At 48.0% G+C, this 26492-nt stretch carries 19 protein-coding genes and 4 tRNA genes; 21 read left to right on the top strand and 2 right to left on the bottom strand.

Features of this window, described 5'->3' with window-relative positions:
- Nucleotides 1-41 precede the first annotated feature (41 nt).
- Entirely contained in the window at nt 42-869 is an 828-nt protein-coding gene (locus tag V8Z93_RS13680; RefSeq protein WP_439431852.1) for a hypothetical protein, read from the top strand.
- Between the two features lie 257 nt (nt 870-1126).
- A complete protein-coding gene (locus tag V8Z93_RS13675; RefSeq protein ID WP_439431851.1) occupies nt 1127-1471 on the top strand; it encodes a transposase in 345 nt (114 codons plus the stop codon).
- A 374-nt stretch (nt 1472-1845) separates the two neighbouring features.
- On the opposite strand, the gene V8Z93_RS13670 is transcribed toward V8Z93_RS13675, so the two are convergent.
- Nucleotides 1846-2655, bottom strand: a complete 810-nt coding sequence (locus V8Z93_RS13670) for an ABC transporter ATP-binding protein (RefSeq protein WP_203050668.1) — start codon at nt 2653-2655, stop codon at nt 1846-1848.
- A gap of 59 nt (nt 2656-2714) precedes the next feature.
- A complete protein-coding gene (locus V8Z93_RS13665; RefSeq protein ID WP_218412395.1) occupies nt 2715-3461 on the bottom strand; it encodes an MlaE family ABC transporter permease in 747 nt (248 codons plus the stop codon).
- Between the two features lie 145 nt (nt 3462-3606).
- On the opposite strand from V8Z93_RS13665, the gene lptB reads away from it, so the two are divergent.
- The 19 genes from lptB to trpS all read left to right on the top strand — a co-directional run bounded on the left by lptB (nt 3607) and on the right by trpS (nt 26434).
- Nucleotides 3607-4422, top strand: coding sequence for an LPS export ABC transporter ATP-binding protein (lptB, locus tag V8Z93_RS13660; protein ID WP_203040123.1), 816 nt, complete (start codon nt 3607-3609; stop codon nt 4420-4422).
- 155 nt (nt 4423-4577) lie between these two features.
- The gene (gene tig, locus V8Z93_RS13655; protein ID WP_203040124.1) at nt 4578-5936 is read left to right on the top strand and encodes a trigger factor; all 1359 of its coding nucleotides are present in this window, start codon (nt 4578-4580) and stop codon (nt 5934-5936) included.
- A gap of 135 nt (nt 5937-6071) precedes the next feature.
- Nucleotides 6072-6734, top strand: coding sequence for an ATP-dependent Clp endopeptidase proteolytic subunit ClpP (clpP, locus tag V8Z93_RS13650; RefSeq protein ID WP_218412394.1), 663 nt, complete (start codon nt 6072-6074; stop codon nt 6732-6734).
- A gap of 65 nt (nt 6735-6799) precedes the next feature.
- Nucleotides 6800-8032 carry an ATP-dependent Clp protease ATP-binding subunit ClpX gene (gene clpX / locus V8Z93_RS13645; RefSeq protein WP_439431850.1) on the top strand — a complete coding sequence of 411 codons (1233 nt, stop codon included), beginning with the start codon at nt 6800-6802 and terminating at the stop codon, nt 8030-8032.
- Between the two features lie 114 nt (nt 8033-8146).
- On the top strand, nt 8147-10330 hold the full coding sequence (gene recQ / locus V8Z93_RS13640) for a DNA helicase RecQ (RefSeq protein ID WP_203040130.1): 2184 nt from the start codon (nt 8147-8149) through the stop codon (nt 10328-10330).
- A gap of 103 nt (nt 10331-10433) precedes the next feature.
- Nucleotides 10434-11918, top strand: coding sequence for an IMP dehydrogenase (gene guaB, locus V8Z93_RS13635; RefSeq protein ID WP_203040132.1), 1485 nt, complete (start codon nt 10434-10436; stop codon nt 11916-11918).
- Nucleotides 11919-11936: 18 nt separating this feature from the next.
- Nucleotides 11937-13418, top strand: coding sequence for a peptidylprolyl isomerase (locus V8Z93_RS13630; RefSeq protein WP_439431849.1), 1482 nt, complete (start codon nt 11937-11939; stop codon nt 13416-13418).
- Nucleotides 13419-13445: 27 nt separating this feature from the next.
- Entirely contained in the window at nt 13446-14897 is a 1452-nt protein-coding gene (locus V8Z93_RS13625) for a peptidylprolyl isomerase (RefSeq protein ID WP_203050672.1), read from the top strand.
- Complete coding sequence (locus V8Z93_RS13620; protein WP_439431848.1) at nt 14894-16678, top strand: OstA-like protein; 1785 nt, start codon at nt 14894-14896, stop codon at nt 16676-16678. The genes V8Z93_RS13625 and V8Z93_RS13620 overlap by 4 nt, the downstream gene beginning before the upstream one ends.
- A gap of 30 nt (nt 16679-16708) precedes the next feature.
- Nucleotides 16709-18586: a DNA mismatch repair endonuclease MutL gene (gene mutL / locus V8Z93_RS13615; protein WP_439431847.1), complete on the top strand. Its 1878-nt coding sequence runs from the start codon at nt 16709-16711 to the stop codon at nt 18584-18586.
- 70 nt (nt 18587-18656) lie between these two features.
- A complete protein-coding gene (locus V8Z93_RS13610; protein ID WP_203050678.1) occupies nt 18657-19823 on the top strand; it encodes an OmpA family protein in 1167 nt (388 codons plus the stop codon).
- Nucleotides 19824-19961: 138 nt separating this feature from the next.
- Nucleotides 19962-20036, top strand: a tRNA-Val gene (locus tag V8Z93_RS13605).
- 49 nt (nt 20037-20085) lie between these two features.
- Nucleotides 20086-20160: transfer RNA gene (locus tag V8Z93_RS13600), tRNA-Val, on the top strand.
- Nucleotides 20161-20210: 50 nt separating this feature from the next.
- Nucleotides 20211-20285, top strand: a tRNA-Val gene (locus V8Z93_RS13595).
- 53 nt (nt 20286-20338) lie between these two features.
- Nucleotides 20339-20413 (top strand) — tRNA-Val (locus tag V8Z93_RS13590).
- Nucleotides 20414-20554: 141 nt separating this feature from the next.
- Nucleotides 20555-21904: an adenylosuccinate lyase gene (purB, locus tag V8Z93_RS13585; protein ID WP_203050680.1), complete on the top strand. Its 1350-nt coding sequence runs from the start codon at nt 20555-20557 to the stop codon at nt 21902-21904.
- Nucleotides 21905-22015: 111 nt separating this feature from the next.
- Complete coding sequence (locus V8Z93_RS13580; protein ID WP_439431846.1) at nt 22016-23515, top strand: pseudouridine synthase; 1500 nt, start codon at nt 22016-22018, stop codon at nt 23513-23515.
- 164 nt (nt 23516-23679) lie between these two features.
- Complete coding sequence (gene asnS, locus V8Z93_RS13575) at nt 23680-25107, top strand: asparagine--tRNA ligase (RefSeq protein ID WP_439431845.1); 1428 nt, start codon at nt 23680-23682, stop codon at nt 25105-25107.
- A gap of 241 nt (nt 25108-25348) precedes the next feature.
- Nucleotides 25349-26434 (top strand): tryptophan--tRNA ligase, encoded by a 1086-nt coding sequence (trpS, locus tag V8Z93_RS13570; protein WP_117586858.1) that lies wholly within the window; start codon nt 25349-25351, stop codon nt 26432-26434.
- The last annotated feature ends 58 nt before the right edge of the window (nt 26435-26492 follow it).

The following is a 26492-nucleotide window of genomic DNA, read 5'->3' as shown; positions in this document are numbered from 1 at the left end:
TTTGTAGCTAAGTCTAATTATTTTATAGAAGTCGATAGTATATGGAAAATCAAAAACTTTTTAATATGGTTAGTCTTCAGAAACAATTTGATGTGCTAACTAGCTCGCTCAATTTCTTTGATATGTCGTATTTGATATCTGGTGGAGCAATGTTATGTGTGTTAACTTATATCTCTTGTGGTTTCAGAAAGATGGTGTTTCATGCCAACCACATTTTCTTGACAGCAATTCTTTGTCTGTTGCTGTCTTACGTATTAGGGATAATTAGTTGGGTTGTAGGAAAACATGTGCGCAATGTTGTTTTGTATTCTTGCGAGAGTAACTTGTCGAATGATCAGGATTTTTGTTGTCATTTCGATAAAATCGTAGCTTCTTTTTCTTGGGAAAATGTACCTATTTCCAAATTGTTTGCGATTAATAAGGAAGCAGCGTTTACTCATATGTGGATGATGCTAGACCAATCTGGAAGATCTTGTAAAGGAGAAAACAAAGTTTGTCATGAAAAGCCTGATGAATTTGATAGAGCGTATGCGTGCCAAAATCGTTTCCATTATGTTAATCATCTTTTGGTGATGAGAGCAATCTATGAAGGAATGATTACTCCCATTGTTGTCTTTTCTGTTTCCTTTTCTTTCTTAGAATTTCCTATATGGCATTCTTTTTGGCTGCCATGCCAAAGTTTGCTGTCTTCTTTTTGTGCTGAGCTTGTTGCTGCATATCTGTTTGAGGGTTCTGTGTTGTTCGTATGGTGTATTCTGGTTTATGGTATTATGATTTGGGTAGTGAAACTATTGGCTTGTGAGGCGAGAAAAACAGCAAACACTCAGATTAAGGAGATAGTCGTCGCCTACCATGAGTTTTTTGTTTGATGAGCAATCCTGCATAACTTGTTTCAAGAATGATGATGATACCCATATTTCATCCTTTATCGCTCTCATGTATTTTCCTTTCCTCCTTTTAGAAAGAAAATCCCAGTTTTTCTTGGCAGTTTCAATAAAAAAGTGTATCTTCGCAGCAGAAATACAATATTGCGTCCACGACCTTATAAAACGTAAGAAGATGGCAAGATTTATAGATCCGCGTGGAGGCTGAGTGTATGGATATATTTGATTGTTGGATTTATATAATGAAGAATATGAACATGTTTGAGCAGATGCCATTCTGCGAGAAGTATCCAGTCTTCCGCAAGTTGGCAGAGATAGGCGACCTCCGCAAGCTCTCCCGCGAGGAACTTGAGCTTTATGATGAGGACATCAAGAATATGCGTGATATATATGCCACTAGAAAGTTTGATGAGAAAAGAGGAATGGAAAAAGGTCGTGCTGAAGGAATGGCTGAAGGAATGGCGAAAGGAATGGCTAAAGGTAAAGCGGAAGTAGCCCGTAACTTGTTGGCAATTGGTATGTCTTGGCCTCAAATCGTGCAGTTAACTGGATTAACAGAAGACCAGCTGAAGCAACTTCAGTCGTAGTGTATGTACATATCCACTAGGGTGAAATCTGTGTGAAGGCACCCAGTAAGGGCAAAATGGGTTTATCTTGAGCCTCATTTGAATTTGAAGTGAGGCTCAAGTAAACCTTAATAGAGGATCACGTAAACTTTATCTGAGCCTCAAACCAACTTGAGATGAAGCTTACTTCATTGGCAAATGAAGCCTGTTTCAATAATCAATGAAGCCTGCTTCACCGATTCATGAAGCAGGCTTCGAGATTCAGCGAAGCCTTTTTGCTTCACTGCTTACGCAAAATCGTGAGGGATAAAGCCAAAATCGTGAGGGATGCGTGAGGGATAAATCCCTATTTTCTGGTATCTGTCACGCAGGTTATCCCGCTATATTTCAATAGCTTAAAAACTTTTTTTCAGGAAATCGTGAGGGGTGATAGATGATTTGCAAGATTCTTCCATCTCTGCCTTCTTCACCTTTCTGAACAAATCGGAGGCGAAGACGAGGTCGTTGAGCTTCTCGTTGGTGGCACTCATCACCTGGTCCTTGTTGCCTTGCCACTCCTTGTGACCCTGGTAGATGAAGCAGATGTTCTCGCCGATGCCCATCACCGAGTTCATGTCGTGGGTATTGATGATGGTGGTCATGTTGTAATCCTTGGTGATGCCCGAGAGAAGTTCGTCGATGACAAGCGAAGTCTTCGGGTCGAGACCCGAGTTAGGCTCATCGCAGAAGAGATACTTCGGGTTCATCACGATGGCACGGGCTATCGCCACACGCTTCTGCATACCTCCCGAAATCTCGCCAGGGAATTTCTGCTGTGCCTCTATCAGGTTTACACGGTCGAGACACTCCTGTGCGCGCTTCACGCGTTCCTTATAATTAAGGTTGGAAAACATATCGAGCGGAAACATCACGTTCTCCAGTACATTGAGCGAGTCGAAAAGGGCGGCGCTCTGGAAAATCATTCCCATCTCACGGCGCATCATCACCTTTTCATTCTTGTTCATGTGAACAAAGTCACGACCGTCGTAGAGCACTTGACCGCTGGTAGGCTCCAGGAGTCCGACGAGGTTCTTCACCAAAACCGTCTTTCCCGAACCACTCTGACCGATGATCAGATTGGTCTTGCCGGTTTCGAATTGCACGCTGATATTATCGAGTACGGTCTTATCGCCGAATTTTTTCGTAAGATTTTTAACTTCTATCATAGTTCACTTCTTTAACTGAGAATTTAAGAGAGAATTTTAGAAAGAATTGTAGAGAGTGTTTAAGAGAGTATCTGGGTGAGGAATACGTCAGAGAAGAGGATGAGTACGCTGGAGCATACCACGGCGTCGGTGGAAGATTTACCCACCTCTACCGAACCGCCTTCTACGGTGTATCCGAAATACGATGCCACACTCGAGATGATGAATGCGAAGAAGAGACTCTTGATGATACTCATCCACACAAACCACTGGTTGAAGTTGTGCTGCAATCCCAGGGTCAGGTCGTCGGGCGGCAGGATGTGCCCGATATATGCCGTGGCGTAAGCGCCCACTGTGCCCAGCAGGGATGAGAAGATAACGAGGAACGGCATGATGGTAACCAATCCCAGAATCTTAGGAAGAATCAGGTAGCACGCCGAGTTGACACCCATGATGTCGAGGGCATCAATCTGCTGGGTTACTCGCATGGTGCCCAGCTCGGAGGCGATATTGGAACCTACCTTACCCGCCAGAATCAGACACATGATGCTGGAAGAGAACTCCAGCAGCATGATTTCTCGGGTGGTATAGCCCGAAACCCATCTCGGCATCCAAGGACTCTGGATGTTGAGTTTCATCTGGATGCAGATAACTGCACCGATGAAGAACGAGATGAGAAGCACGATGCCGATGGAGTCGACACCCAGCTGCGACATCTCCTTGATATACTGTTTCAGGAACATGCGCATACGTTCAGGGCGTGAGAAAGCACGCCCCATCAATATGAGATATTTACCGAAGGTGGTAAGCCATTTTTCTATTATCATGCTGTATAATCTATAAAATATGGTGCAAAATTAACCAAAATCCTCTAAAAAACTGCAATATTATGAATAGTTTTTGATTTTTAAAGCGATATTTCCACCTTTTTTAGTATTTTTGCAACCAAATTAGCTAATTATGGACGAAATAATGAATGAAGTACAACCTTCTTCCGAGGAAAAACTGGTTCTCAGAACGGAAGGGTTGGTAAAGCGCTATGGCAAGCGTACCGTTGCCAACGGCGTGACGATAAATGTAAAGCAAGGTGAGATTGTGGGTTTGCTGGGACCTAACGGTGCCGGCAAGACCACCTCTTTCTATATGACCACGGGCCTGGTGGTTCCTAACGAGGGTCATGTGTATCTGGGTGACCAGGAGATTACGAAGTTTCCGGTGTACAAGCGTGCACGTGCCGGCATCGGATATCTGCCTCAGGAGGCGAGCGTGTTCCGCAAGATGAGTGTGGAAGACAACATCATGTCGGTATTGGAGATGACTGGCAAGCCTAAGGAGTATCAGAAGGAGAAGCTGGAGAGCCTGATCAACGACTTCGACCTTCAGAAGGTGCGCAAGAACCTGGGCGACCAGCTTTCGGGAGGTGAGCGCCGCCGTGTGGAGATAGCCCGCTGCCTTGCCAACGACCCTAAGTTCATCATGCTCGATGAGCCTTTTGCCGGAGTAGACCCAATCCAGGTGGAGGAAATCCAGCACATCGTGTGGAAACTGAAGTACCGCAACATCGGTATTCTCATCACCGACCACAATGTGGATGAGACGCTTACCATCACCGACAGAGCCTATCTGCTCTTCGAAGGCCGCATTCTTTTTCAGGGCACTCCGGAGGAACTGGCAGAGAACAAGACGGTGAAGGAGAAGTATCTTACCACCAGTTTTGTGCTCCGCAAGAAGGACTTCCAGCTGCTTGATGAGCAGAAAAAGGCGAAAGAAGCAGAGAAAGATGGTTAAAAAATCAAATTTTTCTCTTATATATTAGGTATATCCATTAAAATTGTGTAATTTTGCAAGCCGATTGTGTAGTGTGCGAGCCAAAAATACAGTTGGAGAGCCTAACCAATTGAAATTGAAATATTAATAATAACAAAATAAAAAAAGAAATCAAGATGAAAGTTTCATTTGAAAATCCTGACAAGATTAACGGTCTCTTGACTCTCGTAGTAGAGGAGGATGACTACAAGAACGAGGTTGAGAAAACATTGAAAGACTACCGTAAGAAGGCTAATGTTCCAGGTTTCCGTCCTGGTCAGGCTCCTATGGGTATGATCAAGCGCCAGTTTGGCCCATCTGTAAAGATGGAGGCTATCAACAAGATCGTAGGCCAGGAGATTTACAAGTATGTACAGGAAAACAAGATCCAGATGCTCGGCGAGCCTCTTCCATCTGAGAAGCAGGAGCCAGCTGACTTGGAGAAGGGTACTACATTCACATTCATGTTCGACATCGCTGTTGCACCTGAGTTCAAGGTAACTCTCAATGGTCGCGACAAGGTAGATTACTATAACATCAAGGTTGACGACAAGATTCTCGACCAGCAGGTAGAGATGTACGCTCAGCGTGCAGGTAGCTACGAGAAGGGCGAGCAGTATGAGGAGAACGACCTTTTGAAGGGTGACATCCGTGAGCTCGACGAGAACGGTAACACCAAGGAAGGCGGTATCACAGTAGAGGGTGCTATCCTGATGCCTAGCTACATCAAGGTAGAGGAGCAGAAGAACCTCTTCAACGGTGCTAAGCTCGGTGACATCATCACCTTCAACCCTAAGAAGGCTTACCCAGAGAACGATACAGAGGTTTCTACTCTCTTGAAGATTGAGCGTGAGGCTGTGGCTGACCTGGAGTCTGAGTTCAGCTTCCAGATTACAGAGATCCAGCGCTTCAAGAAGCACGAGGTAAACGAGGAGCTCTTCAAGCAGGTATTCGGTGAGGATACTGACGTGAAGGACGAGGCTGCTTTCCGTGCTAAGATCGCTGAGGGCTTGCAGGAGCAGTTGGTTAACGACTCTGACTACAAATTCATCCTCGACGTACGCGAGCACTGCGAGAAGAAGGTAGGCGAGTTGACTTACCCAGACGCTCTGTTGAAGCGCATCATGTTGGCTAACAACAAGGATAAGGGTGAGGAGTTCGTAGAGAAGAACTACGAGCAGAGCATCAAGGAGTTGACATGGCACCTCATCAAGGAGCAGCTCATCCAGGCTCAGGATATCAAGGTGAACGACGAGGATATCAAGGAGACTGCCAAGGAAGCAGCTCGTGCTCAGTTCGCTCAGTATGGTATGACTAACATCCCTGAGGAGTATATCGAGAACTACGCAAACGAGATTCTCAAGAAGGGTGAGTCAGTTGACGCATTGGTAGACCGTTCTATCGATCGCAAGTTGGCTGAGGCTCTTAAGAAGGCCGTAAAACTCAACGAAAAAGAGATTTCTGTAGAGGATTTCAACAAGATGATGCAGGAATAAGCGTTTTTTTGAAAAAAAACTTCAAATAATTACGAGGTTATCGACTTTTTTTATTATCTTTGTTCCACCGAACGGGATGATGAGGTCGATAACCTCGTTTTCTGTTCTAAAAAACGAAGTAAAAAGCTATAAGATATGAACGATTTTAGAAAATATGCTACCAAGCATCTTGGTATGAATGGTATGGTGCTTGACGACGTGATGAATGCGCAGGCTAAGTATTTAAACCCTTACATTCTGGAGGAACGTCAGCTGAACGTTACCCAGATGGACGTGTTCTCCCGACTGATGATGGACCGCATCATCTTCCTGGGAACCGAGATCGATGATTACACAGCCAACACGCTGCAGGCTCAGCTGCTCTATCTCGACTCTGTGGATAGCGGCAAGGATATCTCTATCTATCTGAACAGTCCTGGCGGTAGTGTTACAGCCGGATTGGGTATCTATGATACCATGCAGTTTATCTCCAGCGATGTGGCTACCATCTGCACCGGTATGGCTGCTTCCATGGCTGCCGTGCTGCTCGTATCAGGTCAGGAGGGTAAGCGTTCTGCCTTGCCTCATAGCCGCGTGATGATTCATCAGCCATTGGGTGGTGTGCAGGGTCAGGCTTCCGACATCGAGATTGAGGCTCGTGAGATTCTGAAGATGAAGAAGGAACTCTATACCATCATCTCTGAGCATTCTCATACTCCGTACGACAAGGTTTATGCCGACAGCGACCGCAACTACTGGATGACTGCCGAGGAGGCTAAGGAGTATGGTATGATTGACAATGTGCTGGTACGCAAGTAATCCTACTATATATAAATAGGTATATATAATTAAGGTATAAAGAAGAAAGAAAAGGAAGAAACATTATGCCAAAGAAAGTTTGTAGCTTCTGTGGAAGAGGTGAAACGGAAGTTAAGTTGTTGATTACAGGTATCAACGGCTACATCTGTGAGGATTGCGCCAAGCAGGCATACGATATTGTGCAGCAGACTGGCGTGTTGAACCAACAGGATGGAGCTGAAGGCAAGTTTGTATTGAAGAATGTGCCAAAGCCTGTGGAAATCAAGAAATATCTGGATGAGTATATCATCGGACAGGATCAGGCTAAGCGCCATTTGGCTGTATCGGTGTATAACCATTACAAGCGTTTGCAGCAGCCTGCCGACAAGGATGGCGTGGAGATTGAGAAGAGCAACATCATCATGGTGGGCAGCACGGGTACAGGTAAGACCCTGCTTGCACGCACCATTGCCAAGATGCTCGATGTGCCTTTCACCATCGTGGATGCCACTGTGTTTACAGAGGCAGGTTATGTGGGTGAGGACGTGGAGAGTATCCTTTCCCGTCTGCTCCAGGTGGCCGATTACAATGTGGAGGCTGCCCAGCGCGGTATCGTGTTCATCGACGAGATAGACAAGATTGCCCGCAAGAGTGATAATCCATCCATCACCCGCGACGTGAGCGGTGAGGGTGTGCAGCAGGGACTGCTGAAACTGCTGGAGGGAACCATGGTGAACGTTCCGCCAAAGGGAGGCCGCAAGCATCCAGACCAGGATTACATCCATGTGGATACCAAGAATATCCTCTTTATCTGCGGCGGTGCCTTCGACGGCATCGAGCGCAAGATCGCACAGCGACTCAACACCCATGTGGTGGGTTACAACTCTGTGCAGAATGTAGCCAAGGTAGACAAGAAGGACCTGATGAAGTATATCCTGCCACAGGACTTGAAGTCGTTTGGCTTGATTCCTGAGATCATCGGCCGTCTGCCAGTGCTCACTTATCTCAACCCATTAGACCGTGAAGCCCTGCGCAAGATTCTGGTAGAGCCAAAGAACTCTATCGTGAAGCAGTATATGAAGCTCTTCGAGATGGACGGCATCAAGCTCAGTTTTACCGAGGATTCACTCGACTACATGGTGGATAAGGCTGTGGAGTATAAGTTGGGAGCCCGTGGACTTCGTTCTATCGTGGAGGCTGTGATGACAGACGCCATGTTTGAGGTTCCTTCACAGAAGGTGAAAAAGTTTGAAGTAACATTGGATTACGCCCAGCACCAGCTTGACAAGGCACATCTGGGTCAGTTGGAGACAGCATAAGTGCTGCAAAGGCGCTAATCGTGATTCGATGAAATAAATGAAAATCAGTTGGGCTTCGTCGCCCAATTGATTTCTACATACCATATAAAGACATAAAAAAATAACAAGTTGGATATGACGGAACAGGTAAATCTTACTGAGCAATTGAAACATTATTTCGGTTTCGATTCTTTTAAAGGCGAACAGGAAGCTATTATCAGGAACCTGATGGACGGCAACGATACCTTTGTGCTGATGCCTACAGGTGGTGGTAAGAGCTTGTGCTATCAGTTGCCATCCTTGATTATGGATGGTACAGCCATTGTCATCTCTCCATTGATCGCCTTGATGAAGAACCAGGTGGATGTTATCAATGGACTGAGCGAGGATGATGGTGTGGCTCACTATCTCAATTCATCCCTCAACAAATCGGCCATCGAGAAGGTAAAGGGCGACATCCTGAGTGGTAAGACCAAACTCCTTTATGTGGCACCGGAATCCTTGACCAAGGAGGATAACGTGGAATTCTTGAGAAGCATCAAGATTTCGTTCTATGCTGTCGATGAGGCGCACTGTATCTCTGAGTGGGGACATGACTTCCGCCCAGAGTACCGACGCATACGCCCTATTATCAACGAGATAGGCAAGGCACCGGTGATTGCCCTTACGGCAACGGCTACCGACAAGGTGCGCACTGATATCAAGAAGAATCTGGGCATCGTGGATGCCCGCGAGTTCAAGAGTTCGTTCAACCGTCCAAACCTCTTCTATGAAGTACGTCAGAAGACTAACGACATAGACCGCCAGATTATCATGTTTATCCGTCAGCATCCTGGTAAGAGCGGTATCATCTATTGTCTGTCCAGAAAGAAGGTGGAGGAACTTGCCGAAGTGCTCAAGGCTAACGATATCAAGGCAGCACCTTATCATGCCGGACTGGATTCTGCCACCCGTTCGCAGACCCAGGACGACTTTCTGATGGAGCGTCTCGACGTGATTGTGGCTACCATCGCCTTCGGTATGGGTATCGACAAGCCGGATGTAAGATTTGTCATTCACTATGATATTCCTAAGAGTCTGGAAGGCTATTATCAGGAGACCGGACGTGCGGGACGCGACGGAGGCGAAGGCATCTGCATTGCTTTCTATGCACGCAAGGACCTGAGAAAGCTGGAGAAGTTTATGGAGAACAAGCCTGTGGCAGAGCAGGATATCGGCCGACAGCTCTTGCAGGAAACAGCGGCATACGCCGAGTCTTCGGTGTGCCGACGCAAGATGCTGCTGCATTATTTCGGCGAGGAGTATAATGTGGAGAACTGCCACAACTGCGACAACTGTCTGCATCCTACCGAGAAGTTTGAGGCGAAGGATGCCCTGGTGGTTGTATTGCAGGCGGTGGCTGCCGTGAAGGAGAACTTCCGACAGGAGTATATCATTGACTTCGTGAAGGGCCGTGGCACCGATGATATCGTATCTCACAAGCACGACCAGCTGGAGGAGTTTGGTGCAGGCGAGGATATGGATGCCAAGGTATGGAATCCGGTGATTCGCCAGGCGCTGATAGCGGGTTATCTGAAGAAAGACGTAGAGAACTATGGCTTGCTGAAGCTCACTGCAGCCGGAAAGCGCTATCTGAAGGCTCCGAAATCGTTCATGATTGTAGCCGACAAGGAATTCAAGGACGATTATGTTGAGCGTAGTCATGATGGCGGCACCAATGTTGAGGCATTGGACCCGGCACTCTTTGCCATGCTGAAAGACCTGCGCAAGAGTGTGGCTAAGAAGCACAAGCTGCCACCATACGTCATCTTCCAGGACATCTCTCTGGAGCAGATGGCCACCATGTATCCGCACGACCTTCAGGAGCTGCAGAACATCCAGGGCGTGGGTGCCGGCAAGGCGAAGCGCTACGGCAAGGAATTCTGCAAGCTGATTCAGGACTACTGTGCGGAGAACGAAATAGAACGCCCTGAGGAAATCAGAGTGAAGACCGTGGCGAAGAAGTCGCTGCTCAAGGTGAGCATTATCCAGAGCATCGACCGCCAGATGGACCTGGAAGACCTGGCTAGTGCCAAGGGCCTGGAGTTTGCCGATTTGTTGGATGAAATAGAAGCAATCGTGTATAGCGGCACCAAGTTGAACATCGATTATTTCATAGAAGACAGGATGGATGACGACAAGATAGACGACATCTATGACTACTTCATGGAGAGTGAAACAGACGACTTGGAAGCGGCACTTGATGAGTTGGACGAAGACTACACTGAAGAGGACATTAGACTGATTAGAATCAAGTTTTTGTCCGAACAAGCCAACTAATCACGTTAAATAGCATTAATAAGGTAAGATTTTCGTGAAAATGGAACTCTATCTGAGAAATTATTGCTAAATTTGCACGCAATAAATTTTTAAAGGTTACAATATGTCATCATTTGTTGCAGATAAAATTGTAATGGACGGTCTCACTTACGACGACGTCCTTCTGATCCCTGCGTATTCAGAGGTACTACCAAAACAGGTAGAGTTGAAAACCAAGTTCTCTCGTAACATCGAGTTGAACGTTCCATTCGTTACAGCAGCGATGGACACCGTTACCGAGGCTTCAATGGCGATTGCCATCGCCCGCGAAGGTGGTATTGGTGTTATCCACAAGAACATGAGCATCGAGGAGCAAGCTCGTCAGGTTGCCATCGTGAAGCGTGCTGAGAATGGTATGATTTATGACCCTGTTACTATCCGTCGCGGTAGTACAGTGAAGGATGCCCTTGATATGATGCATGATTATCATATCGGTGGTATTCCAGTGGTGGATGATGAGAACCATCTCGTAGGTATTGTTACCAACCGTGACCTCCGCTTCGAGCGCCACATGGACAAGAAGATTGATGAGGTGATGACCAGCGAGAATTTGGTTACCACTCACATCCAGACCGACCTGATTGCTGCCGCTGCCATCCTGCAGGAGAACAAGATTGAGAAGCTCCCTGTAGTTGACAACGAGAACCACCTGGTAGGTTTGATTACTTACAAGGACATCACCAAGGCAAAGGACAAGCCAATGGCTTGCAAGGACTCTAAGGGTCGTCTGCGTGTAGCAGCCGGTGTAGGCGTTACCGTGGATACCATGGATCGTGCCAAGGCTTTGGTTGAGGCTGGTGCTGATGCCATCGTCATCGATACCGCTCATGGTCACTCTAAGGGTGTGATTGAGAAGTTGAAGCAGGTAAAGGCTGCTTTCCCACAGGTAGATGTTGTGGTTGGTAATGTGGCTACCGGCGAGGCTGCCAAGTTCCTGGTAGAGAATGGTGCTGATGGTGTAAAGGTGGGTATCGGTCCTGGTTCCATCTGTACTACCCGTGTGGTTGCCGGTGTGGGTGTACCACAGTTGAGCGCTGTTTATGATGTTTACTCTGCATTGCAGGGCACAGGTGTTCCATTGATTGCCGATGGTGGTTTGCGCTACTCTGGTGATATCGTGAAGGCTTTGGCTGCCGGTGGTAGCTGCGTGATGATCGGTTCATTGGTAGCAGGTACCGAGGAGAGCCCTGGCGACACTATCATCTTCAATGGCCGTAAGTTCAAGAGCTACCGTGGTATGGGTTCTTTGGAGGCTATGGAGCAGAAGAATGGTTCTAAGGACCGTTACTTCCAGAGCGACACCAAGGACGTGAAGAAGCTCGTACCAGAGGGTATCGCAGGTCGTGTACCTTACAAGGGAACCGTACAGGAGGTTATCTACCAGTTGATTGGTGGTTTGCGCTCAGGTATGGGTTATTGCGGTGCTTTCACCATTGAGAACTTGCACAACGCTAAGTTTACTCGTATTACAAATGCCGGTGTATTGGAGAGCCATCCACATGATATCACTATCACCAGTGAGGCTCCTAACTACAGCCGTCCTGAATAATTATTTGAATAGAAAAAAATGAAATTTTATGCGCTTTTCGCAGCTATGCTCCTTTCGGGGGGCATAGCTTTTGCTCAAAACGACGACCCTGTTATCATGACCATCAATGGTCAGCCTGTCAGTCGTTCCGAATTTGAATATTCTTACAACAAAAACAATTCCGAGGGTGTCATCGACAAGAAATCTGTGGATGAATATGTTGACCTGTTCGTTAACTACAAGCTCAAGGTGTTGGCTGCTAAGGAGGCTCGCATCGATACGCTCAGTTCCTTCAAGAAGGAATTCCTGCAGTATCGCGACCAGCAGATTCGTCCTACGATGATCAATGAGGCGGATCTCGTTGCGGAAGCGCATAAGATTTATAATGAAACCAGAGAACGTGTCATCAAGGCGGGCGGTATGGTTAGACCAGCCCACATCATGATACGTTTGGGCCAGAAGGCTACAGCTGAGGAACAGGAGAAGGCGAAGCTAAAGGCTGACTCTATCTATAATGCCCTTGCCGACCGTTATGTTATCGAGAAGGTAAAGAACAAGAAGGTAAAGAAGTTGGTGAAGGGTGCTGACTTTGCCGAGATGGCCAGGAAATACTCAGATGATAAGGGCTCTGCCGTAAGAGGTGGCGATATCTCATGGATTTCGAAGGGACAGACGGTGAAGGCTTTCGAGGAAACTGCATTCTCCATGAAGAAGGGAGAAATCAGCAAGCCTGTATTGTCGGAGTTTGGCTATCACATCATCAAGTTGGAGGATAAGCAAGACTTCTTCCCTTACGATTCGGTGAAGAACGATATTCTCCGTTTCATCGACGCAAGGGGAATCAGAGAAAGAATCGTTGACCAGAAGTTGGATTCCATCGTGAAGACATTGCCTGCGGGAACCGACCGCGAGACAATTCTGGATAAGAAGACTGCCGAGTTGACTGCCAAGGACAGCAACCTGAAGTATCTGGTACAGGAATACCACGACGGACTGATGCTCTATGAGATCAGCAACCGCATGGTTTGGGAAAAGGCTGCGAAAGACGAAAAGGCTTTGGCTGCTTATTTTGCCAAGAACAAGAAGAAATACAAGTGGGAGCAGCCTCGTTTCAAGGGCATTGCTTACCATGTGAAGGATGCCGCTGACGTGGCAGCCGTGAAGAAATGTGTCAAGGGAAAACCTTTCAGCGAATGGGCTGAGTTGCTGCGCAATGCATTCAATGCCGACTCGGTGGTGCGCATTCGCGTGGAGAAAGGTATCTTCAAGGAGGGAGACAATGCCTTGATCGACTCGGTGGTGTTCAAGAAGAATGCCAAGGTAGAGAAGGTGAAGGATTATCCTATCGATGCCACTTTCGGAAAGATTCTCAAGAAGGGTCCTAAGGAATACACCGACGTGAAGGCGCTGGTGGTTGCCGACTATCAGGACCAGCTGGAGAAAGACTGGGTGGCTGGTTTGAGAAAGAAATATCAGTTCGTGGTCGACCCTGAGGTGCTGGCTACGGTAAACAAACATTAATATATATTTATCAGAACGGACGTATCAATGAATACTGGATATAAAATGAGTCTGGCGTTTGTGGCATTGCTCTTGGTAATAGGCATGAGTGCAAGCGCCTCACGTATGGGGATGAGCCGCCATGCTTCTGCAGCTGAAGCTGATTCGAGCCAGCAGGAAGCGAAGGGTGACTCGGAGAATATAGCCCCAGGCAGCGTCGTTGACGAGGTGATTTGGGTAGTCGGCGATGAGGCTATCCTGAAGTCGGATGTCGAGGTGACTCGACTTCAGGCTGAAGCAGAAGGAATCAAGTATGCTGGCGACCCCGACTGTTCCATTCCGGAGCAGCTCGCCGTGCAGAAACTCTTCCTCCATCAGGCAGCCATCGACAGTATCGAGGTTTCTGAATCGGAAGTGATGCAGGGCATCGACGACCAGATCAATCACTGGATTTCCATGATTGGTTCGCGTGAGAAACTGGAGGAATACCGCAAGCAGAGCGTTACCCAGATGCGCCAGCAGATGCACGACGACTTCAAGAACCAGCAGCTCATCCAGAAGATGAAGCAGGAACTGGTGAAGGATATCAAGGTTTCGCCTGCCCAGGTGCGCAAGTATTTCAACAACTTGCCAGCCGACAGCATTCCTTTCGTGCCAACTGAGGTGGAGGTGGAGATTCTCACCATGCAGCCTCGTATTCCTATGGAGGAAATCAACCGTGTCAAGAACCAGTTGCGTGACTTCACCGACCGTGTGAACAAGGGTGAGACCACTTTCGCAACCTTGGCGCGTCTGTATAGTGAAGACCCAGGTTCTGCCCGCATGGGTGGAGAGATGGATTATATCGGTAGAGGTATGCTGGACCCGGCGTTTGCCAACGTGGCATTCAACCTGACCGACCCGAAGAAGATTTCCAAGATTGTGGAGTCGGAGTTCGGTTATCATATCATCCAGCTCATCGATAAGCGCGGTGATAAGATCAAGTGTCGTCACATCCTGCTGAAGCCAGTGGTTTCTCAGGAGGCTATCGACAAGTCAATCGGTCGTTTGGATTCCATCGGCAACGACATCCGTGCCAAGAAATTCTCTTTCGAGGATGCAGCAGGCGCCTTGTCTGACGATAAGGATACCCGAAACAACAAAGGTCTGATGGCAAATGCCACTTCTGCCGACCGCACCTCTAAGTTCCAGATGAAGGATCTTCCTACCGAGGTGGCACGCGTGGTAGACACCATGAAGGTGGGTCAGGTATCAGCGCCTTTCACCATGGTAAACAGCAAGGGCAAGACCACTTGCGCCCTGATTAAGCTGGTAAGCCGTGTAGATGGTCACAGAGCCACCATCACCGAGGATTTCCAGGTGATGAAGGACGTGGTACTTGCCAAGGAAAGAGAAAAGACTTTGCATGATTGGGTAGTCGACAAGATTAAGAGGACCTACGTTCGCATGAACGACCGCTACAAAGATTGCAAATTTGAATATCAAGGTTGGGTTAAATGATCAGTAACAGACATTATAATAATATCAAGAACGGGCATAGAATCTTTTTCGCATTGATTCTATGCCTATTTGGGTTTTCTTTGGTGCTAGCTATGCAGGCACCTAAGAGGAAGCACAAGAAGCGCCCTCAGGGAGACAGAGTCTATCTGCTCCATGCCGATGAGCTGCGCTACGACATGTATGGCAACAATCCGGATGCCCAGATTGTGAAGGGCAAGGTTTCCTTCATGCATCAGGGCGGTCACCTCACCTGCGACAGTGCCTATTTCTATCAGGGTTCCAACTCAGTGAAGGCATTCGGTCATGTGCATTACCGCCAGGGAGACACCCTCTCGCTAACCTGCGAAAGAGCCGATTATGACGGAATGATGCAGATGATGCATGCCCGCAAGAACGTGGTGCTGCGCCATCGCCGACAGAAGCTGCTTACCGACAGTCTGGATTTCGACCGTCTGTATAACATGGCTAACTTCTTTGACGGCGGTACGCTGATTGACGGCAAGGACAAGCTGGTTTCCGACTGGGGAGAGTATCACACCGAGACCCGAGAGGCAAAGTTTGTCTTCAACGTAAAGCTGCGCAGCGGCAAGGATGTGATTACCACCGATACCCTGTATTATGACGTACCTACATCTACTGCCCATCTGGTGGGACCATCTAGGATTATCTCGGGTGCCAGCGTGGTGAACACCCACGACGGTTATTACGATACCAGGACCGACAAGGCAAAGCTCTTTGGCCGATCTACGCTGGTGGACAAGGACAAGACCATCACCGGTGACAGTCTTTACTATGTGAAGAATGGCGAGAGCACGGGCTATGGCAATGTGGTGTATGTGGATAAGAAGAACAAGAATTCGCTCACATGCAACTATCTCCGATATAACGAGAAAACCGGTAAGGGATTCGCAACCAAGAATCCTGTTGTTATCGACTATTCGCAGAAAGATACCTTGTGGATGCATTCGGATACGATGCGCATCTACACCTTCAACATCAATACCGATTCCGTTTACCGCAAAGTGCATGCCTATCCTCATGTGCGTGCCTTCCGCAATGACATCCAGGCAGTATGTGATTCCCTGGTATTCAATTCCCAGGACTCCTGCATGACGATGTATAAGGATCCTATTACCTGGAATCTCAATCGCCAGTTGCTGGGTGAGGAAATCAAGGTATATATGGCTGATTCCACCATCCGCTTTGCCCATGTGCTGCGTCAGGCACTTTCCATCGAACAGATGCCCGACAAGGAGCACTTCAACCAGATTACATCCAGCGAGATGAAGTCTTATTTCGACAAGGGCGAGATGAAGATGTCTGAAGCCATCGGTAATGTGCAGACCGTGTATTACATGACCAACGACAAGGACAGTTCGCTGGTGGGTCTCAATTATCTGGAGACCGATACCATGCGTATGTATCTGGGAGCGGCACGCAAGCTGGACAAGATTTGGACCAACAAGTTTACCAGCACGATGTATCCGATGACCCAGATTCCGCCAGCCAAATATAAACTGCCTAACTTTGCCTGGTTCGAAGATATCCGTCCAAAGGATAAAAACGACATCTTCGTATGGCGCGGCAAGGCGAAGGGTTCCGAGCTGAAGGAAATCAAGCGCCATCAGGCTCCGCTTCAGACGCTTCAGAAAAACGCATCGGTAGAAGTGCCTGAAAAGGAAAAAGACTTAGTAGAAGAGCCTAAGGTGGTATCTTCCAAGGTTTTGGCAAAGCAGAAGACTTCCAAGGCAAGAGCCAAGAAGAAACCAGGTGTTCGATAGTATAGTTCTTATTTTAAAATCTAAACGACGATGAGTGATGTCATTCAACTTTTACCCGATTCTGTTGCCAATCAGATAGCGGCAGGAGAGGTGATACAGCGTCCAGCTTCCGTAATCAAGGAGCTGGTTGAGAACGCTGTGGATGCAGGTGCCCGGAATATCCATGTATCTGTGGTGGATGCCGGTCGCACCAATATCCAGGTCATTGATGATGGCAAGGGAATGTCGGAGACCGATGCCCGATTGGCTTTCGAGCGTCATTCTACCTCGAAAATCCGCAAGGCAGACGATCTCTTTGCGCTCCGCACCATGGGATTCCGTGGTGAGGCTCTCGCCTCTATCGCCGCAGTGGCGCAGGTGGAACTGAAAACCCGACAGGAAAGTGACGAGATTGGAACTTTGGTTGCCATCTCGGGATCCCGATACGAACGGCAGGAGCCTTGTGCCTGTGCCGTGGGAACCATCTTCTCGGTGAGCAACATCTTCTATAATGTTCCGGCTCGAAGAAAGTTCCTCAAGTCGAACGCCACCGAACTGAATAATATCCTGACAGCCTTTGAGCGCATCGCCCTGGTGAATCCTCAGATTACCTTTACCCTGCGCAGCAATGGCACCGAGGTGTTCAATCTTCGTGCGGTGAATCTGCGCCAGCGTATTCTGGATATCTTTGGCAAGAAGTTCAATCACGACCTGCTACCTGTGAATGTGGAAACCACCATGTGCAAGGTGGGGGGCTTTGTGGGCAAGCCTGAGTCGGCAAGGAAGAAGGGTGTTCATCAGTTCTTCTTTGTCAACGGAAGATACATGAAGCACCCTTATTTCAACAAGGCGGTGATGGCGGCTTACGACCGACTGATACCGCTGGGTGAGCAGGTGCCGTACTTCCTCTATTTCGAGGTGGATCCTAAAGACATCGATGTCAACATTCACCCTACCAAGACCGAAATCAAGTTTGAGAACGAGCAGGCCATCTGGCAGATTCTCTCGGCGGCAGTGAAGGAAAGTATTGGCATGTTCAATGATGTGCCTACCATCGATTTCGATACGGAGGATAAACCGGAGATTCCTGTTTACAATCCTGAAGTTCCTGCATCCACGCCGGCTCCGAAAATCAGTCTGAATCCTAGCTACAATCCTTTCAAGGTTCATTCTTCTTCCAATGCCAAGCCTGTGGGTGCCGGTTTTCCGGGACCATCGAGCACCAAACCGGAGGTTGACCAGAACTGGGAGCAGCTCTACGAGGGGCTGAAAGACCAGGATGAGCAGCAGCATACGATGGAACTCTTCGATAATCCGGATCAGGAAGCGGGTGCAGGAACATCGCCAAGCAGTATCATTGCAGAGAAATCTCCTTCTCATTATCAGTATAAGGGTAAGTATATCATGACAGCCGTGAAATCGGGCTTGATGATTATCGACCAGCATCGTGCCCATGTGCGCATCCTCTTTGAGCAGTATCTTCGCCAATTGAAGGAGCGCACCTTCCATTCTCAGAAGGTTCTCTTCCCTGAAGTGGTTCAATTTCCGATGTCGGAGAAGGTTATCTTCGAAAAGATATTGCCAGAGATGAACGAGATGGGCTTCGAATTGGAAGACTTGGGTGGTGGCAGTTATGCCGTCAACTCAGTGCCTGCCGGATTGGAGGGAATGAATCCCGTAAAACTGGTACAGGACATGGTGGCGAGTGCTGTGGAGAAAGGCGTGTCTGCCATGGACGAAATCAATACGGCACTGGCACTCTCGATGGCTCGCCAGGCAGCGATACCTCATGGACAGGTGTTGAGCAACGACGAGATGGAGGGTTTGGTGAACGGACTTTTCGCTTGCGAGAATGTGAACTACACCCCCGACGGCAAGTCGGTGCTTTGCATCCTGCAGCAGCAGGAGATAGAACATCTCTTGGGATAGAGTGGGGGGATATATAATAAGGTGTATATAATTATAGTATAGGTAAACCATAAGTTAAAATCAGAAAGAAATGAAAAAGTTGTTAGCTATGCTGGCTTTGGCTAGCGTTACAATGGGAAGTTTTGCTCAGGACGTGACTCCTGATGAAAAGTATAGTATTGCCACCAATTCTTTTGCAAGTAATTGGTTCGTGCAGGTAGGTGCCGACTGGAATGCCTGGTATTCTGCCGAGGAGAGAGGACATGGCTTGGCGAAGAGTCCATTCAAGAAGTTCCGCTCTAATCCAGGTGTATCTCTTGCCATCGGTAAGTGGTTTACACCAAGCATCGGTCTCCGTACCAAGCTTCAGGGCATCTGGGGCAAGAAGGTGGATGCCGACTGGAACGATGGTACCAACGAGGGCAATGGCAACAAGTATTGGGCATTGAACGAGCAGGTGATGTTTAACCTGAGCAATCTTTTCAAGGGTTACAGAGAAAACCGCATCTGGGATGTGATGGCATTTGCCGGTGCCGGTGTGGGTCGTTCGATGACCTACAACACATACGCCCTGGATTACAGTGCAGGTGTTCACTCATCCTGGAAGGTAGCCAAGAAGACCAGCGTTTTTGTGGAGGCAGGTGTGAATACCTTCGATCATAACATCGACAACTGCAAGGGTGTAGCCGACCAGAGCTGGAAGCGCCGTTGCAACAATTTCTATGCCGAGGTGGGCTTGACCTTCAACCTGGGTAGTGCAAAATGGAAGAAGGCTCCGGATATGGATGCAGTCAATGCACTTCATCAGTCAGAGCTTGATGCCTTGAATGCAGCCTTGGCAGATGCCAATGCAGAAAACGAGCGTTTGCAGAAGCTGGTAGAGAACCAGCCAAAGAATGATGCTGCGGCCAAGACAGAGGCTGCTGCTCCTGCATTCGCCAACACTCCACTTTCTGTGTTCTTCAATATCGGCAAGTCTTCTATTGCATCCAAGAAGGATTTGGTAAATGTGAAGGCTCTTGCTGAGTTTGCGAAAGAGAATGATACCAAATTGTTGGTTACCGGTTATGCTGATAGCGCAACAGGTTCTCAGGCATTCAATCAGAAACTCTCTCAGAAACGTGCTGAGCAGTTGGCAAAGCAGCTTGTGAAGATGGGTGTGGATAAGAATAACATCGAAATCAAGGCAAACGGCGGTGTGAAGGAGTTGAAGCCAAACTCTTATAATCGTCGTGCAACCGTTCAGATTGCCGAGTAATCTCCCTATAAGAAGGCACTTTTCTCCGTGAAAAGTGCCTTCTTTTCATGTATTTTTTGAGAAATTTGAAAAAAAACGGGAAAAAGTTTGGTGGATTCAAATATTTGTAGTACCTTTGCAACCGCTTACGAAAAGTAAGGGCGCTTAGCTCAGCTGGTTTAGAGCATCTGCCTTACAAGCAGAGGGTCGGCGGTTCGAATCCGTCAGCGCCCACAGGGGTGTTCCCTGTGACTCACTTTTGTGGTTGCAGGGATTTTTTTCAGGGCGCTTAGCTCAGCTGGTTTAGAGCATCTGCCTTACAAGCAGAGGGTCGGCGGTTCGAATCCGTCAGCGCCCACGGAACTTAGTTTCGTGAATAATAGAAAAAGAAATCCTTACTTATCATAAGGGCGCTTAGCTCAGCTGGTTTAGAGCATCTGCCTTACAAGCAGAGGGTCGGCGGTTCGAATCCGTCAGCGCCCACGAAACTTAGTTTTCGTGATTTTAATTTTAGAACGAACATTTATTTGTCATAAGGGCGCTTAGCTCAGCTGGTTTAGAGCATCTGCCTTACAAGCAGAGGGTCGGCGGTTCGAATCCGTCAGCGCCCACCCTTATGAAGGTCTTCCAATAAAAGTTGGGAGACCTTTTTGTTTTAATTAAAGCTAAATAATTCCTTATTTTTCTGTTTTTTCAAAGGAATTGCTTAACTTTGCACCCTATATTATATATAATACGTATTATTAATTATTATGGATTTAGATTTATTGACTGCCATATCACCTATTGATGGTCGTTACAGGGGAAAAACAGAGCAACTCGCTAACTACTTTTCAGAGTATGCTCTCATTCGTTATCGTGTGCGCGTAGAGATTGAGTACTTCATTACTTTATGCGAATTACCTTTGCCACAGTTGGCTTCTTTCGACAAGCAGCTGTTTGAGCGTTTGCGTGACATCTATCGCAATCTCGACGAGAAGGAAGCACAGCGTGTGAAAGACATTGAGAAGATTACCAACCATGACGTGAAAGCCGTTGAGTACTTCATCAAGGAAGAGTTCGACAAGATTGGTGGCTTGGATGCCTACAAGGAGTTTATCCACTTCGGTTTGACATCTCAGGACATCAACAACACCAGTGTGCCTCTCTCTGTGAAGGAGGCTTTGGAAGAGTGCTTCTACCCACAGGTAGAGGAGTTGATTGCACAGCTCCAGACTTACGCTGATGAGTGGAAGGATGTTCCTATGTTGGCTAAGACTCATGGTCAGCCTGCATCTCCAACCCGCTTGGGCAAGGAAATCATGGTTTACGTTTATCGTCTCACCGAGCAGCTCGAGTCTTTGAAGGCTTGCAAGATTACAGCTAAGTTTGGTGGTGCCACTGGTAACTACAATGCTCATCATGTGGCTTATCCAGAGTATGACTGGCGTGCCTTCGGCAACAAGTTCGTAAGCGAGAAGCTGGGCTTGGAGCGCGAGCAATATACCACACAGATCAGCAACTATGATCATCTGGGTTCCATCTTTGATGCCATCCGCAGAATCAATACCATCATCATCGACTTGGACCGTGACTTCTGGATGTACATCTCTATGGATTACTTCAAGCAGAAGATCAAGGCTGGTGAGGTAGGTTCCAGTGCGATGCCACACAAGGTAAACCCTATCGATTACGAGAATAGCGAGGGTAACCTCGGTATTGCCAATGCCATTCTCCAGTTCCTGGCACAGAAGCTTCCAGTAAGCCGCTTGCAGCGTGACCTTACCGACAGCACCGTGCTCCGCAACATCGGTGTGCCTCTCGGTCACAGCATCATCGCCATCCAGAGCACATTGAAGGGCTTGCGCAAGCTCATCCTCCACGAGGAGAAGTTGCAGGAAGATTTGAATAATACATGGGCAGTAGTGGCTGAGGCTATCCAGACCATCCTTCGCCGTGAGGCTTATCCTCATCCATACGAGGCATTGAAGGCTCTCACCCGTACCAATACCCACATGACCGAGGAGACCATCCACGAGTTTATCAAGGGATTGAACGTGAGCGACAGCGTGAAGGCTGAGCTGATGGCTATCACTCCAAGTAATTATACAGGTATATTTTAAGTATTATCTGATCCCCTAAGGGCAGGAAAAGTACAGACATATCATATCAAGTTTAAATATAAATAATAAGATTTATTAACCCGGCCGTGAGGCTTTTATTTAAGAAGTAATATGGATTCAGAAATCGAAAACAAACCACAGAGTCAATCGTCAGGCAACGAGAACACCCGAGAGGGCTTCAGCGCAGGCGGTTATCAGAAGAGTTATCGTAGTGTAGGTCGCTCACAGCGTCCACGTATTAACAGTCATCGCCCATCTTATGGCAGCGATAGAAGTAGTAACAGCAGTAGCGAGGGTGGCTTCCGTCCAGAAGGATTCGGAGCTGGCCTGCAGGGTAATTCGGGCAGCAGCGATCGTCCACAGCGCAGCAGCTATGGCAGCAGCAGCCGTGGTGGCTATGGCCGTCCACAGGGTGGCTACAACAGCAACCGTGGTGGCAGCAGCTATGGTAACAGCCGTGGCGGTGGTTATGGCCGTCCACAGGGTGGCTACAACAGCCGTCCTCAGCAGGGTGGTTACAATAGCCGTCCTCGTTTCAACAATAATGCAGAAGGTGACGACCAGCATCAGTCTAATGGTGGTTACCAGCCACGTCAGCAGGGTGGCTACGGCCGTCCACAGGGTGGTGGCTATGGCAACAACCGTGGCGGTGGTTACGGCAACAACCGTGGTGGTGGCTATAACAGCAACAACCGTGGCGGTGGCTATGGCAACAACCGTGGTGGTGGCTATAACAGCAACAACCGTGGCGGTGGCTATGGCAACAACCGTGGTGGTGGCTATAACAACAACCGTGGTGGCGGCTTCCGTCAGCACACTCCTGGATACGATCCAAATGCTAAGTATAGCATGAAGAAGCGCATCGAGTACAAGGAGGAGAATATCGACCCAACAGAGCCATTGCGCTTGAACAAGTTCCTTGCCAATGCTGGTGTATGCTCTCGCCGTGAGGCTGATGAGTTCATCCAGGCTGGTCTGGTAACTGTCAATGGTGAGGTAGTTACCGAGTTGGGTACCAAGATTCTTCGCACCGACGAGGTGAAGTTCCACGATGCAGTGGTATCTTTGGAGAAGAAGGTATATGTATTGCTCAACAAGCCAAAGGATTACGTGACAACCAGCGATGATCCTCAGCAGCGCAAGACTGTGATGGACCTCGTGAAGGATGTATGCCCTGAGCGTATCTATCCTGTAGGTCGTCTCGACCGTAACACAACAGGTGTGCTCCTGTTGACCAACGATGGTGACCTGGCTTCTAAGCTGACTCATCCTAAGTTCTTGAAGAAGAAGGTATATCACGTACACCTCGACAAGAACCTCACTTCTCACGATATGGATCAGATTCGTGAGGGTATTACCTTGGATGACGGCGAGATCAAGGCAGATGCTATCGAGTATGCTGACGATCGCGACAAGTCACAGGTAGGCATCGAGATTCACAGCGGCAAGAACCGTATCGTTCGCCGTATCTTCGAGAGCCTCGGTTATCGTGTAACCAAGCTCGACCGTGTACAGTTTGCAGGTTTGACCAAGAAGAACCTCCGTCGTGGTGACTGGCGCTTCCTTACAGAGAAGGAAGTTGACATGCTCCGCATGGGTGCTTTTGAATAAGAAACAATAATATGAAGTTAAGGAGTTAAGGAGTTGAAAGGAGTTAAGACAAGTGTTATATTGGCTGAGAGTTTTTATTATGGTAGGAATTCTTGGTTTATAACTATTGTCTTAACTCCTTAACTCCTTAACTTCTTTAACTCCTTGAAGCATTAATATTAACAATGGAAAAAGTAAAAAGAACTAAAGTCGTTGACTTGCTCAAGAGCACAGCCTACGACTCAATCGTGAATGTTAAGGGATGGGTACGTACCCATCGTAGTAGCAAAGCAGTCGATTTTATCGCTCTTAACGATGGTTCTACTATTAATAATATTCAGATAGTAGTCGACCCATCAAAGGTCGATGAGAATCAGCTCCGCCAGATTACCACTGGTGCCTGCATCAGCGTAGTAGGTACCTTGGTAGAGAGCCAGGGTGCCGGTCAGAGTGTTGAGATTCAGTGCGAAAGCATCGAAATCTACGGTCTCTGCGGCAGCGACTATCCAATGCAGAAGAAGGGACAGAGCTTCGAGTACATGCGTCAGTATGCTCACCTCCGTCTTCGTACCAACACCTTTGGTGCCGTGATGCGTATCCGCCACAACATGGCGATGGCTATCCACACCTACTTCCACGAGCATGGATATTTCTATTTCAATACTCCTCTCATCACAGCCAGCGACTGTGAGGGTGCAGGTCAGATGTTCCAGGTTACAACCAAGAACCTCTACAACCTGAAGAAAACCGAGGATGGCAAGATTGACTATTCTGATGATTTCTTCGGCAAGCAAACTTCACTGACCGTTTCTGGTCAGTTGGAGGGTGAGCTGGGTGCCACAGCACTTGGCGCTATCTATACCTTCGGTCCTACCTTCCGTGCAGAGAATAGTAACACTCCTCGCCACCTGGCTGAGTTCTGGATGGTTGAGCCAGAGGTTGCGTTCCTGGATATGGATGGTTTGATGGAGTTGGAGGAAGACTTCATCAAGTATTGTATCCGTTGGGCACTTGAGCATTGCAAGGACGACCTTGCTTTCTTGAACAAGATGATTGACAAGGGTTTGATTGCTCGTCTGGAGGGCGTATTGAATTCCGACTTCGTTCATCTTCCATACACCGAGGGTATCCGCATCCTTCAGGAGGCTATCGCCAAGGGCAAGAAGTTTGAGTTCCCATGCGAGTGGGGTGACGACCTGGCTTCAGAGCACGAGCGCTTCCTCGTAGAGGAGCACTTCAAGCGTCCAGTCATCATGACCAACTATCCAAAGGCTATCAAGGCATTCTATATGAAGATAGACGAGGAGGAGAGCGGCTTCGGCGGCAAGAGCGGTCAGACCGTTCAGGGTACCGACGTACTGTTCCCACAGATTGGTGAGATTATCGGCGGTTCTGTCCGTGAGGAGAGCTACGATAAGTTGATGGGTGAGATTGAGGCTCGCAACATCCCTATGAAGGATATGAGCTGGTATCTTGATACCCGTAAGTACGGTTCATGCCCACACGCAGGTTTCGGTCTCGGTTTCGAGCGTCTGATTCTCTTCGTAACTGGTATGCAGAACATCCGTGACGTGATTCCGTTCCCACGTACACCAAAGAATGCAGAGTTCTAAAGTACCCCAAAGAATGCAGAATTCTAATTTCCGTTGATATCAACGAAAACAGAATATAGAATAAGCGAGGCTTCTTTTTCAGAGGTCTCGCTTTTATTTTGCCTGCTTAGCTCATATTTTGGCAGCTAGGCTCATATTTTGCCTGCTTAGGTCTGGGTTTTGGTTATTTTTACATCTTTTCTTCCTCTTTTTCATTATTTTATTGTACCTTTGCAGCTAAATTATTAAAATCGTAAGAAAAATGGGAAAGATTATATTGACGGGCGACCGTCCTACAGGTAAACTTCACCTGGGTCACTACATCGGCTCATTGCAGCGCCGAGTACAGCTTCAGAATGCTGGCGACTTTGACAGAATGTTCGTGTTCATGGCCGACGTTCAGGCTTTGACAGATAACGCTGACAATCCTGAGAAGATTCGCCAGAACATTACAGAGGTAGCACTCGATTATCTTTCTGCGGGTCTCGACCCACAGAAGTGTACACTCTATATCCAGAGTATGATTCCAGAGTTGGCTGAGTTGACTACCTACCTGATGAACCTCATCTCTGTATCTCGCGTTCAGCGTAACCCAACCGTAAAGACAGAGATCAAGATGCGTAACTTCGAGGCAAACATTCCTCTCGGTTTCTTCTGCTATCCTGTGAGCCAGGCTGCCGACATCACCGCTTTCAAGGCTACAACCGTGCCTGCCGGTGAGGACCAGGAACCAATGCTGGAGGTAACCCGCGAATTGGTTCGCCGTTTTAACCAGACTTATGCGCCTGTATTGGTAGAGCCAGAGATTCTGCTTCCTGAGATTGCTTGCTGCCGTCGCCTTCCAGGAACTGATGGTAAGGAGAAGATGAGCAAGAGTCTCGGCAACTGCATCTACATGAGCGATGACGAGAAGACCGTTTGGAAGAAGGTGAAGAAGATGTCTAACGGTGAGCCACGCATGAGCATGGAAGAGCCTGGACATCTGGAGGGAAATGCCGTGTTCACTTATCTGGAGGCATTCTCTACTCCTGAGGATTTCGCTGAGTTCTGGCCAGAGTTCAAGACTTTGGATGAGTTGAAGGAGCAGTATGTGAAGGGTGGTATCGGTGATGGCACCTGCAAGAAGTTCCTGAACAGCGTCATCAACAAGATGCTCGACCCAATCCGTGCTCGCCGTCATGAGTTTGAGCAGGATATTCCTGAAGTATTCAATATCCTGAAGAAGGGTAGCGAAGATGCCCGCGAATTTGCAGCCCAGACCATGGACGAGGTTCGCAAGGCAATGCGCATCGACTACTTCAGTGATGCTGCCTACATTGAGGAGCAGGCTGCGAAGTTTAGAATTTAGTTTATAGTTAATAGTTTATAATTGATAGTTAGGCATACGCCGTTTCGGAAAGTACATT

Origin of the sequence: Segatella copri (assembly GCF_051861805.1) — a bacterium.
GTDB lineage: Bacteria > Bacteroidota > Bacteroidia > Bacteroidales > Bacteroidaceae > Prevotella > Prevotella copri_M.
Note: the sequence above shows the minus strand (reverse complement) of the source record. Positions and strands in the feature narration are given on the sequence as shown.

Coding starts and splice junctions, on each gene's coding strand:
- V8Z93_RS13680 (WP_439431852.1), top strand. CDS start 42: ATGGAAAATCAAAAACTTTTTAATATGGTTAGTCTTCAGAAACAATTT.
- V8Z93_RS13675 (WP_439431851.1), top strand. CDS start 1,127: ATGAAGAATATGAACATGTTTGAGCAGATGCCATTCTGCGAGAAGTAT.
- V8Z93_RS13670 (WP_203050668.1), bottom strand. CDS start 2,655: ATGATAGAAGTTAAAAATCTTACGAAAAAATTCGGCGATAAGACCGTA.
- V8Z93_RS13665 (WP_218412395.1), bottom strand. CDS start 3,461: ATGATAATAGAAAAATGGCTTACCACCTTCGGTAAATATCTCATATTG.
- lptB (WP_203040123.1), top strand. CDS start 3,607: ATGAATGAAGTACAACCTTCTTCCGAGGAAAAACTGGTTCTCAGAACG.
- tig (WP_203040124.1), top strand. CDS start 4,578: ATGAAAGTTTCATTTGAAAATCCTGACAAGATTAACGGTCTCTTGACT.
- clpP (WP_218412394.1), top strand. CDS start 6,072: ATGAACGATTTTAGAAAATATGCTACCAAGCATCTTGGTATGAATGGT.
- clpX (WP_439431850.1), top strand. CDS start 6,800: ATGCCAAAGAAAGTTTGTAGCTTCTGTGGAAGAGGTGAAACGGAAGTT.
- recQ (WP_203040130.1), top strand. CDS start 8,147: ATGACGGAACAGGTAAATCTTACTGAGCAATTGAAACATTATTTCGGT.
- guaB (WP_203040132.1), top strand. CDS start 10,434: ATGTCATCATTTGTTGCAGATAAAATTGTAATGGACGGTCTCACTTAC.
- V8Z93_RS13630 (WP_439431849.1), top strand. CDS start 11,937: ATGAAATTTTATGCGCTTTTCGCAGCTATGCTCCTTTCGGGGGGCATA.
- V8Z93_RS13625 (WP_203050672.1), top strand. CDS start 13,446: ATGAATACTGGATATAAAATGAGTCTGGCGTTTGTGGCATTGCTCTTG.
- V8Z93_RS13620 (WP_439431848.1), top strand. CDS start 14,894: ATGATCAGTAACAGACATTATAATAATATCAAGAACGGGCATAGAATC.
- mutL (WP_439431847.1), top strand. CDS start 16,709: ATGAGTGATGTCATTCAACTTTTACCCGATTCTGTTGCCAATCAGATA.
- V8Z93_RS13610 (WP_203050678.1), top strand. CDS start 18,657: ATGAAAAAGTTGTTAGCTATGCTGGCTTTGGCTAGCGTTACAATGGGA.
- purB (WP_203050680.1), top strand. CDS start 20,555: ATGGATTTAGATTTATTGACTGCCATATCACCTATTGATGGTCGTTAC.
- V8Z93_RS13580 (WP_439431846.1), top strand. CDS start 22,016: ATGGATTCAGAAATCGAAAACAAACCACAGAGTCAATCGTCAGGCAAC.
- asnS (WP_439431845.1), top strand. CDS start 23,680: ATGGAAAAAGTAAAAAGAACTAAAGTCGTTGACTTGCTCAAGAGCACA.
- trpS (WP_117586858.1), top strand. CDS start 25,349: ATGGGAAAGATTATATTGACGGGCGACCGTCCTACAGGTAAACTTCAC.